A 10,368-nucleotide genomic window follows, 5' to 3' on the forward strand; every position below is an offset into this window, starting at 1 on the left:
TGGTCAGCTCCCGGTGGCGGGCAGGTCGATGGTCTGGACGTGCAGGGCGGGGAGGCGCTGCTTGAGGTGGGGCTCGCGCTTCTCGATGCGCTTGCGGGCGTCGCGGGCGGTGGACTCGCTGTCCCCCAGGCCGGCAGCGAGGAGGGCGTCGCGCATGAGGCGGGTGGTGGGGCGTCCGCCGTTGAGCTGTTCGTAGAGGGGGCGGATCGCTGCTTCGGCCGGGTTGGTGTACTCGACGCCGTCGGGGGTGGTGTAGAGGACTGTGTTGTCGGGGGTGGGGCGGCGGGTGCCGCCGTCGGCCGTCGGCGTCGGGGTGGCGGCGGGTGCCGCCGTCGGGGTGCCGTCGGGGCGGGGGGCCGTGGCGTCGGGCGCCGGGATGGCAGGGGTCGCCGTCGTCGGGGTGACGTGGACAGCGGGCGCCAGGACGTCGGCGGGGGCGGCGGCCGCCGGAACGGCGGGGGCCGCCGTCGGGGCGTCGTCGTCGGGGGTGCCGTGGCGTCGGGTGTCGGGCGTCGGGGCGACGGAGACGGCGGAGACGGCGGGAACGTCGGCCGCCGGAAGGACGGGGCGTCGGGTGCCGCCGACGGGTGCCGTCGTCGTCGGGGCGACGGGCAGCGCGGCGGGCGACGGAGATGGCGCGACGGCGGCGGGTCGGGCGTCGGGCGCCGGGGCCTTCTCCAACGACACCGTCGGGGCGACGGCGTCCGTGACGGGCTGCCAGGGGGAGGAGAGGTTCAGGCCGGCGAGCTGCCCGGCGTTCAGGAAGACGGCGAGCCGCTTCATCAGGACCTCGCGCTGTTCGTCGTCGACGCCGACGTCGGCGCGGGCGACGGCGCGGGCGGTGCGGGTGTCGAGCATGGATTCGCGGAGTCGGCGGAACGCGACGAGGCGGCGGTGATCGAGGGCCTTGCGGCGGGCGGCGTAGGCGACGGCGCGGTGGGTGGCGCGGTCGCGGGCGATCTGCTCGGCGCTGCGGTTGCGGGTGGCGACTCCGAGGTAGGACAGCAGCCGCTCGCGGGCCTCCCGCAGCAGGATGGCGGGGAGGCTGTTGGGGCGGATCTCCGGGGCGGTGTGCCGCAGTTCGATGCCCATGGCGAGGTGCCACAGGAGGCCGGCGGCGACGGGGCCGAAGAAGGCGCGGACCGCACCGGCGGCGATGGACTCGGTGACCATGAAGCAGGGGAGGATTTGGGCGCCGGTGATGACCCACATCAGGGTGCCGGGGGTGCCGGGGACACCGGTCTTCAACACGTTGTCGCGGGCCATGAGGGCGGTCGCGAAGAGCGCGATCTCCCCGGCCGCGAACATGATGACGCGTTCCTCGACGGAGTCCATCTCCAAGTGCTTGGCGGCGAAGCGCCAGGCGACGTCCGCGGAGTAGGCAGTGCAGATGGCGGCGGCGATGGCGGCGGCGATGACGGAGCGGGGGGTGCCGGTGAGCGAAGTGCGCAGGGCGCGGGCGGCGCGGGTGGTGTGGGTGAGGGTGGCGCGGAGGATGGCGCGGGCGGTGACGTAGGCCAGCGCGACCAGGGCCAGGGCCAGGAGGGCGGCGAGGGCGGCGGGGACGGGGTGGTCGGTGGCCCAGGCGGCGGCGGTGCGCGCGCTGTCCAACATCGGGGTGTTCCTTTCCGGGGGTGGTCTGGCGGTTCTCGTCGCCCCGCCCCACCCGCCGGTGGTCGGGTGGGGCGTGGGGAGCCGTCAGGCCGGGCGGGGCAGGGCCCGGCAGCGCTCGGCGTGAGCCTGCGTCCATTGCTTGGCGGCCGGGAGGTGGCTCTCCCCAGTGGGGTCGAAGTCCGGCTGCGGGCCGGTACCGAATGCGTCGTGCTGGGCGTCCCAGCCCCAGTCCTCCGTGTGCGTCTCGCCGCAGCCGTGGCAGGTGGCGAGGTGCTCGGTGGGGTGCTTGACGCCGTAGTGGCCGGAGCGCTCGGTGATGTCGACGGTGGTGCCGCCAGTGGTGAGGTAGCGGGCGATGACACCGGTGGGCCAGGCGGTGGCGGTCGGGGTGGTCTGCATGGTGGTGCTCCTTCGTGGGTGATAGGTCCGGGCTGTCCGGCTCCCCTTCACCGCCCGGCTCGGGGTCGGGCGGATCGGGCAACCGTCAGGCCGGGTGGGTGTTGTCGCCCGCGAGGTGGGCGACGCGCTTGATGTGGTCGTTCTGCTGCTCGATCAGGTCGGTGATCTCGCCTTGGGCCGGGGGCTTGCCGCCCCAGCTGCGGTCGTAGTCGGAGAGGGAGTGGTAGCCCCACTTGGCCGCCTCCTTGTCGAGCCCGGCGAGGTCGGCGAGGTCGGCGACGAGGCGGGCGAGGCCGGCTCGCCACTGGCCGTCGGGTGCCGTGGTGGCGGCGGTGAACGCCTTCTCCAGGGCCCGGCGGGTCTCCTGGTGGGTGGTCACGGGGTGGCGCGGGCGTCCTCGTAGCGGGCGCGGGCGGCGATGAACGCCTCGTCGTTGCCGCCCCGGTCGGGGTGCGCGGCAGCCATCGCGGCCCGCAGCTCCGGCAGGGTGGGCCGCTTGGGGCGGCTGGGGATCTCCGGCGGCGTCAGGTGCAGACGGCGCAGGGTGATGCCGTGGTAGACCTCGCCGTCGGCCTCGATCCGCTGGCGGTCCACGAACCCGCTCCGGCCGCCCGAGTACGTGAAGTAGATCCGCCGTGGGGTCTTCTTCACGATGGGGTGGCGGAGGATCTTGTAGTTGCCGAGAGGGCCGTCGTCCCAGTTGGCGTCCCAAAGCTCGTACAGGTACTCGATGCGGTCCGGGGTGCCGGTCATGTCGGTGTCCTCTCGGGTGCTCACTGATCGGTGGGTGCGGGGGTGGCGGCGGTGAACGCCTTCTCCAGGGCCCGGCGGGTCTCCTGGTGGGTGGTCCAGGCACGGATGGTGTCGGGGCCGGCGGCGTCCTTGTAGGCGCGGACGTAGCACGCCTCTCGCCAGGTGCGGTGCGCGAAGTCGTACATGCCGCCCAGGAAGCGGCTGGCGGCGGCGTCGATGTCGGGGTTGAGGTGGTGGTAGGACTCCGGGGGGCGGGTGGGCTCGGGCTCGGTGCCGGTGAAGGCACGGAGCACGAAGCGGATGTGTCCGGTGAGGTCGCTCGGGGCTGCGCTGACGAAGTGGGGGTGGTGGTAGGGCTTGGTCTGCTCGACGAGGGCGGTGATCTGTTCGGTGGTGTAGCGCATGCGGCGGGGTCCTTTCGGGGGTTGGTGCCCCGGGCCGGGTGGCCCGGGGCCGTGGGGTTATCGGCGGTGTGCGGCCCAGGAGACGTCCGCGCAACCGGCGGTGAGGGCCGGTCGGGAGGTGATGCGCATCGCGCGGGGCTACTCCTCGTCGGGGTCGTCGTCCCAGGGGCCGAACATCGCGCGGTCCAGTTCGTCGTCGTTGGCGAGCGGGCTGTCGAGGGGCGGGGTCTGGCTGTCGGGGTGGTGGATCATCTGCGGGCCTCCTGCCGGGGCTTGGTGCGGGTGGAGTGGCAGTGGTGGCACTGCTGGAGGCCGGTGGGCTGGGTGCTGCCGGGGGTGTGGACGTCGTCCCAGACGCAGCGGTGGCGGCGGAAGAGTCCCATCACACGGCCTCGCTTCCGCGGGTGCGGGTGAGGGCGGTGGTGCGCTTGGCCTTGCGGCGGCGGGTGCCGGCGCTGCTGCGGCGGGGGCGTCCGGTGGGGTTGAGACCGACGGTCGGGTCTGGCGAAGTCCCGGTCCCGGTCGGGGTGGGGAGGGGGCTGGTGGGGGTGAGGGTGTCGAGGTCGGAGGCCGGGGCGCCCGAGTTGGACCAGTCGGTGATGCGGGTCAGGAGGGCGTCGGCGTCAGCCGGGGTGTGGGCGCCCATGCCGGCGACGAGGTGGAGGTCCCCGATCCGCGCCTCGGGGTCGATGAGCCAGTCCTCCAGGGTGAGGGTGCGCCAGATGGTGAGGCCGTAGGGCTCCAGGGCGCCGGGGGTTTCCTCCACCGTCACGACGTGGTGGTTGGTGAAGTGGATGTTGAGGATGTGCGTGGTGGGCCAGGTGGCGGGGATCGCGGCGCGCACGGCGTTCTCGGCCGCGGCGCGGGCCCACTGGTCGTCGGGCCGGTTGCGGTGGGTGGTGATGAGGGGGCCGGTGTCGGTGGCGCGGGCCGCGGCGTCCTCGATGTCGGCGATGGTGATGGCGCGGCGGACGGCTTCGAAGGCGGCGTCGGTGGTGGTGGCGTCGGCGTCGAAGACGACGTGGTCAGCCGGCTGAGCTGGTGCAGCGGGGCTACAGTGATCCACGGATCTGCCCTTTCGTAGTGGGTGTGGGTGGGTCCGGCCCCGGATGGCGCTGGCACGCCGCCGGGGCTTCTCTGTACGCAAGAGCAGGCTACACTATTTCAAGATGCCTGCACTAGTTCACGGAAGGTGTGTATGGGACACAGAGGCCGAACCCCCCCATCGGGGGGGCATCGGGACATCGCCGAAGCGCTGCGGGAGGACATCGAGGCGGGCCGGATCGAGGAAGGCGCGGAGCTACCGACCGGCAAGGCGCTCGCGGAGGAGTGGGGGGTGGCGCCGGGAACGGCGCTCCAGGCGCTCCGGCTGCTGGCGACCGAGGGGTGGGCGACGCCGCGGCCGAGGCGGGCGGCGATCGCGCGCCGACCTCCGGAGCGCACCGTGGTGGTCCGCGACCGCCACGTCTACCGCGACCAGCTCGGGTACTTCTTCGACCAGAACGCGAAGTCGTGGCGTGCGGTCGGTGAACCGAGCCGGGGGCTGGGGGTTCCGCCCGGGCATGTGGCGGATCTTCTGGGCGTGCCCCGGGGGCAGGACGTCATCGTGCGCGATCGGGGGATGGGCCCGGCCGGGGCGGCGGTCGCGGAGCAGCTCGCCACGAGCTACATCACCCTCGCCCTGGCGGACGCGATCCCCGCCCTGCGCGCCGCCGATACGGGGCCGGGCGGGATCTACGACCGGATCGAGGGGCACTTCGAGGTGCCGATCGAGTGGCGGGAAACAATTTCCGCGCGCCCGGCCTCGGAAGTTGAGCGGGAGCGGCTGCGGCTCCCGGCGGGGGCGCCGGTGCTGGTGGTCACCCGTGCCTCGACGGTGCGGCCGGACGGCGGTCGGGAGGTGGTGGCCGAGGTCAATGAGACTCGGATGCCGGCTGAGCGGTTCGCGGTGGCGTACACGGTGGAGCGTGATGCGTCGGCGCGGCGGCCGGTGAAGAACCGGAAGGAGTGAGGGGGTGTAGGCGAGCGCCTGGTGCAGGCACGAGAAGGGGTGTGCCCCCGCCGCGGGAATCGGCGGGGGCACACCCCTTCTCGTGCGTGAAGCGCGGTTCCACCGTAGCGGCGGCGACCGACACTTCGCGCCGCGCGACCGACACTTCGGGCCGGGCAGGCGGTCAGGTGATGGTGATCTCCTCCAGGGGCCAACCTTCGTCGATCCGGTCGTACAGGGCCCGGAGGCGGCGCATGGCCGTGGGACCGCGGTGGGACAGGGCGCGGCGGGAGTTGGCGGGGAGGCGGTCCCAGCAGGTGGCGCACAGGTAGAGGCGGGCTCGGATTCGTGTTCCGCAGGAGCGGCAGGGGCGTCCGGTGAAGGCGCCGCGCGGGGTGGTGGCCATGGTGTTCTCCCGGGGGTTCAGGGCCGGCCTGCGGCGGCGACCGCCGCGGCGATGCCGAGCCACGTTTTGTGCCACGACTGGTCCATCAGGTACGGGGCGTGCGGGTCCCGGGTCAACCAGCCGCTCTTGCCGATGGTGTGGGCGAGGCGGGCGACGCCGCGGGGGTTGGGGTCGCGCCAGCGTCCGCCCTGTCGGTCCGCGGCGTAGTGGGTGACCGCGCTGATGGTGAGAGCGGCGGTGATGCGGGCGGGGGTGAGGCCGGGGTCCAGGCGGCGCAGCGCGAGGAGCGCGGCGGCTTGGGTGGCGGTGTAGGTGGCGACGTGCCGCAGGCACGCGGCGCGGCCGGCGGCCCCGTCGAGGCCCTTGTCGTTGGCGTCGTCGTCGGTCTGCACCCAGTGGTCCGCCAATTCGTGGGAAGCGGTGAGTGCGGCGTGGACAGCGGCGAAGCGCGCGAGGCGGGATGACACGGGGTCTCCGTTCGGTTCGGTGAAGTGCCCGGCCCCGCGGGTGCGGGGCCGGGCCGGGTGGGGTGGTCAGGGGTGGTGGGTGAGGCGGCCGGGGCCGGCCTCCAGGGGGCGGTCCGTGTCCGGGCAGGTCCACACCTGGACCCAGTGGTGGGGGCCGTCGGGGATGAGGTCCCACGCGCGGCCGGGCACATCCGCCCGGGTGAGGTCGTCGAGTTCGGCGTGGGCGTCGCCTTCGCCGGCCCACCGGGTGGTGGGCGCACCTTCGTACTCCACGGTCCAGATGTTGGGGAGGCCGGTGGTCCAGTCGTCGGGCAGGTCGGGGCGGTGGCGGACCCACAGGGCGCGCGCCGCTTCGAGGTTGCGGAGGGTGTAGCGAGTGGGGTGTGCCAGGTAGTGGGTGCGGTGCTGGTCGCGGACAACGGCGTAGGCGTGGTCGGAGATGTCGTGGCCGCTGGGGGAGATGTGGTCGGGGTGGGTTTCGCGGGCGAGGGTGAGGGCGGCGCGGGCGTCGGCGATGGTGGTGCGGTGGTCCGGGCCGGGCACGGTGGTGGTGGCGAGGGCGCGGAGGCGGAACGCGGCGGTGGTTTCGGGGGTGCGCATCAGTTGTCCCGGGTGCCGAGGGGGAAGACGGGCTCGGTGTGGTACTCCGTGGCTTCTTCCGGCTGGCCGTTGATGGTGGCGTGGAGGGTGGCGGCGTAGTGCAGGCCGGCCGGATCCGTGATGGGGACGCCCTCTTCCTCATAGGAGGCCGGCTCCCACCGGTAGGTGATGCGGGTGGACGCGGGGTATTCGAGGCGGTGCTCCTCCTCGCACGCCGCATGCGCTTCCGCGACGGAGGTGTAGGTGTCGATGGGTTGTGAGCCGTGCTGGGCGTGGACGGCAGCGGGGGTGTGGGTTTCGGCGGGCCGGGCGTCCGACCAGCCGTCGAAGGCGTCGGCACCGTCCAGGGTCTGCATGTGCCAGGGGGCGTCCAGGGTGCCGTTGCTCATCCAGCCGACGGCGCGGAGGGTTCCGCGTGTGGGGTGGTGGCCGACCCAGATGGGCTCGAAGAACCGCAGCAGCTCGGGGGCGGTGTAGGGGGAGCCGTCGGCGTAGGCGCGGCCGACGCGGAACCACTCGACGGGCATGGGCTCGGGCGGGGTGACGGTGACGCCGGCCTCCTCCGTCTCCTGTGGCGTCATGCGGTGGCGGTCGGCGCAGTGGGTGCGCATCTCCAGGAGGGCGGCGTGGGAGCCGGGGTGGTCGTCGTCGCCGATGCCGATGGGGACGGCGCCGACTCCGAGGGGGATGGTGGTGGGGCAGGCGGGGAGGGGGCAGCGGACGAAGCCGGTCGCGAGCATCGGTCTTCCTTCGGGCGGGTGGTTCGGCGGGTGGGTGAGGTGGTCAAGCGGGGTGGCGGGCCCGCCCCTCGCGGAGAGGGAAGGGTGGGGGCGGGTCCGCCGGCTGGTGGGTTAGGCGGCGTCGGCCAGGGCGTCGGCGCGCTCCAGGTCGCGACGCAGGTCCTCCGCGCGGTCCTCGCGGGCGATCTCCCACGCGGTCAGCTCCTCCGGGCTGGTGAAGGTTGGGGTGCGGTCTGCGGAGGGGAGGTTGGCGGCGACGGAGGCGCCGACCGTGGTGAGAACGTGCCCGCCGGCGCCGCCGGCGCCGTCGGGACGGGCGAGTTCGCGGTCGATCAGGTCGGCGACTACCGGCGCGGGGGCGGTGACCCGGCCGTCGCGGCGGTGGGCGACGCGCAGCGCGGCGGTGATGGCCGGGGAGGCGTCCGTGCCGATCTCGGCCTCCTCGTCGAGCGGGGAGGGGAGGGCGTAGGTGGTGGAGCGGTGGAGGGTGTAGGCGGCGATGCGGTCGATCCGCCAGGTGCGGGACTCGCCGGCCTCCCGGTCGATCGCTTTCACCACGATGTCGCCCGTCTTGGTGGTGGCGATCTCGTAGGGCTCGACGGTGCGGACCGTCTCGATCAGGCGGCCGGTGGCGTGGGAGCGGACGACGGTGGTGTCGCCTTCGCCGTCGACCTTGAAGAGCCGGCGGCGCTCTTCCTTGAGGTAGGTGATGGTCACCGGGATGCGGCGGTCGATGGCCTTGTAGAGGTCGGCGATGGTGTTGGTGCTGGCCTGGTGGCGGGTGAGGCGCATCTCGGTGGTCCCCCTCGGGTGGTGCTCCCTTAGCGATGACCCCAGTATTGCAACCTCATGTTGCAACGTCAAGTTGTATCTTTGAGTTGCAACAAGGGGTTGCTTCGTGAAGGAGGAGAGATGAAACAAGCAGTTGCAACACCACGTGGCATCATCGGCGGCATGTCGACCAGCTATGACCCGGACAAGCAGACCGAAGCCCTGGAGGAGATCACCCGACTCACCGCCGAATACGAGAAGCTGGAAGGGGCGCTGAACGCGAAGCGCGACCAGCTGCACGAGGCGATCGTCCGACACCAGCGGGAACGCAACGCCCCGCCCGGCCGGATCGCGGACGTCAGCCCGTACGACCGCAACCACGTCGGCCGTCTCGCCCGGGCCGCGGGCGTCGAACCCCTGCGCAAGCCCCCCGCACGCAGGGCCCGGAAGAAGCCCGGCACCGGCACCTCGAAGTGAGGACGGGACGTGACCTACTCCCCGCCCCCTCGCGGGCGCACGGCGGTATACCGGATCTACGACCGGCGGGACCGGCTGCTCTACATCGGGGTGGCCGTGAAACCCGAGCAGCGGATCCAGCGACACAACTCGACCGCGGCCTGGTGGATGCTGGCCCGGACGCAGTCGGTGGAGTGGTTCGCCACCCGTGCCGAGGCCGAACTCCAGGAGATGCGCGCCGTGCGGCGGGAGGGCCCGCTGTACAACAGCGTCTACAGCGATCTGTTCGAGGGGAGTGCGGCGGATGCCCGGGCCGCGATCCCCGCACATCTGGAGCGGGTGGAGTGCCAGTGGGCGTGGGGTTGGCCGTACGCGGGTCGAGTGCCGCCGCCTCCGGCTCGAATCACCTTCGTCTGCCTCAGGGGGCGAGTGGAGAAGTTGACCCGGCAGCAGGCGACAGAGACAGCGCGTCGAGTCCGTGAAGCCCACCCGGAGCGGGAGCGGGTGTGGCGCGAGGAGGCGGAGGGCGTGCCGGAGCGCTGGGCCGACCATGCGGTCGTCGCGTATGCGGTTCGCCTGGGCCTGCTGAAGTTGGAAGAGCTTCCTTCCTCCGGCCGCAGGAGGGAAGCGTCCCGATTCGCGTGACATAAGGGGCATCGTCCCCGGGCCTACTGACAACCAACGGTGCCCCCGGTCTCTCTCGTGCGCACGAGGGGGAGTCCGGGGGCACCGGCGTGTTCCGGGGTCAGCGCAGGGGGCGGCCGTGGCGGTCGACGGGCACGGGGATGATCCGGGGCGGGGGCTCGGGGGCGGGGACGACGTTGGCCGGGTTGAGCGTCAAGCCGCCCCACCGGCGCTTCGGTTCGGCGAGGATCGCGTCGGCGACCGTGCCCGCGTGCGGGTTGGGGCCGATCTGCTCGGCGTCCTCTGCGGCGTCCCGAAGCCATGCGGCGAGCGCGGGCCGGAGGGGGTCGGCGACCAGGGAGTGTGGGCGGGTGAGGCAGTCGGCGGCGTCCCGCATCCGGGCGGCGGGGGTGTCGCTCATCGGTCGGTCTCCTCGGTGGTGGGGCTGGTGTCTAGGACGGTCTCGGTGACCTCTTGGCGGATGATGCGGATCTCGTCGGTGGGGACGCCGCGGCTGGTGAGCGACCGCACCCGGGCCTCGGTGTCGGCGTAGGCCGGTTTGGAGCAGCTGGCGGGCTCCCAGTGCCCGGCGACGTACTGCTCGACTCGCCAGGTGGTGCCGGTGGCGAGGTGCTCCTCGGTGGCCGGCACAACGGAGCGGGCGGTGTCGGACGTGGCCACCGCCTTCCCCCTGGCCAGGGGGAAGGCGTGCGCCTTCTCGCCGCCCGGGAAGAGGATGGTCCAGGGTCCTGAGAGGAGGCCGTAGGCGGCCCAGTCGCAGCCGCGGATGCATCGGCCGTCCCCCTCCAGGGCTCCCAGGGTCCGGCCGATGCATTCGCGGCCGAGGAGGTGGCCCGCCGTGATGGAGCCGCCGGCCACGTCGGTGCGGGGGTGGGCGCGCAGGGCGGCGCGGAAGTCGTGGCCGGTGGCCGTGTCCCCGCAGGACGGGCACACGAACGCCCAGTCGAGAGGATTCTCGCCGAAGACGGCCTCGGCCTCGGTGTGCAGCTCGGCCTGGGTGAGTGTGCGTGCGCGTGTGCGTGTGTTCATGGTGTTCTCCCGTTCCGGCTGCTGGTCAGGTGCGCGCCCGCCGAATGCCGTTGGCGACGTGGCCGGTGCCGGAGACGCCGGTGGGGTCGTGGCG

General features: G+C 73.1%; 17 protein-coding genes. 3 read left to right on the forward strand and 14 right to left on the reverse strand.

Going from position 1 to position 10,368, the window contains the following annotated elements; all coding sequences use genetic code 11:
* Positions 1-3 precede the first annotated feature (3 nt).
* From LZF96_RS13830 to LZF96_RS13855, 7 genes are all read right to left on the reverse strand, one after another.
* Positions 4-1,614, reverse strand: coding sequence for a hypothetical protein (locus LZF96_RS13830; protein WP_233871113.1), 1,611 nt, complete (start codon positions 1,612-1,614; stop codon positions 4-6).
* Between the two features lie 84 nt (positions 1,615-1,698).
* Positions 1,699-2,013, reverse strand: coding sequence for a hypothetical protein (locus LZF96_RS13835; RefSeq protein WP_233871058.1), 315 nt, complete (start codon positions 2,011-2,013; stop codon positions 1,699-1,701).
* An 85-nt stretch (positions 2,014-2,098) separates the two neighbouring features.
* Entirely contained in the window at positions 2,099-2,392 is a 294-nt protein-coding gene (locus tag LZF96_RS13840) for a hypothetical protein (protein ID WP_233871061.1), read from the reverse strand.
* Positions 2,389-2,790, reverse strand: coding sequence for a hypothetical protein (locus LZF96_RS13845; RefSeq protein WP_233871064.1), 402 nt, complete (start codon positions 2,788-2,790; stop codon positions 2,389-2,391). Before LZF96_RS13845 ends, LZF96_RS13840 begins: the two co-directional genes overlap by 4 nt.
* Positions 2,787-3,170, reverse strand: coding sequence for a hypothetical protein (locus tag LZF96_RS13850; RefSeq protein WP_233871067.1), 384 nt, complete (start codon positions 3,168-3,170; stop codon positions 2,787-2,789). Before LZF96_RS13850 ends, LZF96_RS13845 begins: the two co-directional genes overlap by 4 nt.
* A 248-nt stretch (positions 3,171-3,418) precedes the next feature.
* Entirely contained in the window at positions 3,419-3,553 is a 135-nt protein-coding gene (locus LZF96_RS26585; protein WP_267940855.1) for a hypothetical protein, read from the reverse strand.
* On the reverse strand, positions 3,553-4,236 hold the full coding sequence (locus LZF96_RS13855; protein WP_233871070.1) for a hypothetical protein: 684 nt from the start codon (positions 4,234-4,236) through the stop codon (positions 3,553-3,555). Before LZF96_RS13855 ends, LZF96_RS26585 begins: the two co-directional genes overlap by 1 nt.
* Positions 4,237-4,368: 132 nt before the next feature.
* Here LZF96_RS13855 and LZF96_RS13860 point away from each other — a divergent pair, with 132 nt between their 5' ends.
* A complete protein-coding gene (locus LZF96_RS13860; protein ID WP_233871073.1) occupies positions 4,369-5,181 on the forward strand; it encodes a GntR family transcriptional regulator in 813 nt (270 codons plus the stop codon).
* Positions 5,182-5,344: 163 nt separating this feature from the next.
* Here LZF96_RS13860 and LZF96_RS13865 read toward each other — a convergent pair whose 3' ends face one another.
* The 5 genes from LZF96_RS13865 to LZF96_RS13885 all read right to left on the reverse strand — a co-directional run bounded on the left by LZF96_RS13865 (position 5,345) and on the right by LZF96_RS13885 (position 8,165).
* Positions 5,345-5,566, reverse strand: a complete 222-nt coding sequence (locus tag LZF96_RS13865; RefSeq protein WP_233871076.1) for a hypothetical protein — start codon at positions 5,564-5,566, stop codon at positions 5,345-5,347.
* A 17-nt stretch (positions 5,567-5,583) separates the two neighbouring features.
* Entirely contained in the window at positions 5,584-6,033 is a 450-nt protein-coding gene (locus LZF96_RS13870; RefSeq protein ID WP_233871079.1) for a hypothetical protein, read from the reverse strand.
* Positions 6,034-6,099: 66 nt separating this feature from the next.
* The gene (locus LZF96_RS13875) at positions 6,100-6,633 is read right to left on the reverse strand and encodes a hypothetical protein (protein WP_233871082.1); all 534 of its coding nucleotides are present in this window, start codon (positions 6,631-6,633) and stop codon (positions 6,100-6,102) included.
* Positions 6,633-7,373, reverse strand: coding sequence for a hypothetical protein (locus LZF96_RS13880; RefSeq protein ID WP_233871085.1), 741 nt, complete (start codon positions 7,371-7,373; stop codon positions 6,633-6,635). Before LZF96_RS13880 ends, LZF96_RS13875 begins: the two co-directional genes overlap by 1 nt.
* 111 nt (positions 7,374-7,484) lie before the next feature.
* Complete coding sequence (locus tag LZF96_RS13885; protein ID WP_233871087.1) at positions 7,485-8,165, reverse strand: WYL domain-containing protein; 681 nt, start codon at positions 8,163-8,165, stop codon at positions 7,485-7,487.
* Positions 8,166-8,327: 162 nt separating this feature from the next.
* Here LZF96_RS13885 and LZF96_RS13890 point away from each other — a divergent pair, with 162 nt between their 5' ends.
* Together LZF96_RS13890 and LZF96_RS13895 are read left to right on the forward strand one after the other, a co-directional pair.
* The gene (locus tag LZF96_RS13890; protein ID WP_233871089.1) at positions 8,328-8,621 is read left to right on the forward strand and encodes a hypothetical protein; all 294 of its coding nucleotides are present in this window, start codon (positions 8,328-8,330) and stop codon (positions 8,619-8,621) included.
* A 9-nt stretch (positions 8,622-8,630) separates the two neighbouring features.
* Positions 8,631-9,245 carry a GIY-YIG nuclease family protein gene (locus LZF96_RS13895; protein ID WP_233871090.1) on the forward strand — a complete coding sequence of 205 codons (615 nt, stop codon included), beginning with the start codon at positions 8,631-8,633 and terminating at the stop codon, positions 9,243-9,245.
* 100 nt (positions 9,246-9,345) lie between these two features.
* Here LZF96_RS13895 and LZF96_RS13900 read toward each other — a convergent pair whose 3' ends face one another.
* Both LZF96_RS13900 and LZF96_RS13905 read right to left on the reverse strand, forming a co-directional pair.
* Positions 9,346-9,645 (reverse strand): hypothetical protein, encoded by a 300-nt coding sequence (locus LZF96_RS13900; protein ID WP_233871092.1) that lies wholly within the window; start codon positions 9,643-9,645, stop codon positions 9,346-9,348.
* Positions 9,642-10,274, reverse strand: a complete 633-nt coding sequence (locus tag LZF96_RS13905) for a VVA0879 family protein (RefSeq protein WP_233871094.1) — start codon at positions 10,272-10,274, stop codon at positions 9,642-9,644. Before LZF96_RS13905 ends, LZF96_RS13900 begins: the two co-directional genes overlap by 4 nt.
* Positions 10,275-10,368: the final 94 nt, after the last annotated feature.

It is taken from the genome of Streptomyces sp. ST2-7A (genome assembly GCF_021390475.1).
Taxonomy (GTDB): Bacteria; Actinomycetota; Actinomycetes; order Streptomycetales; family Streptomycetaceae; genus Streptomyces.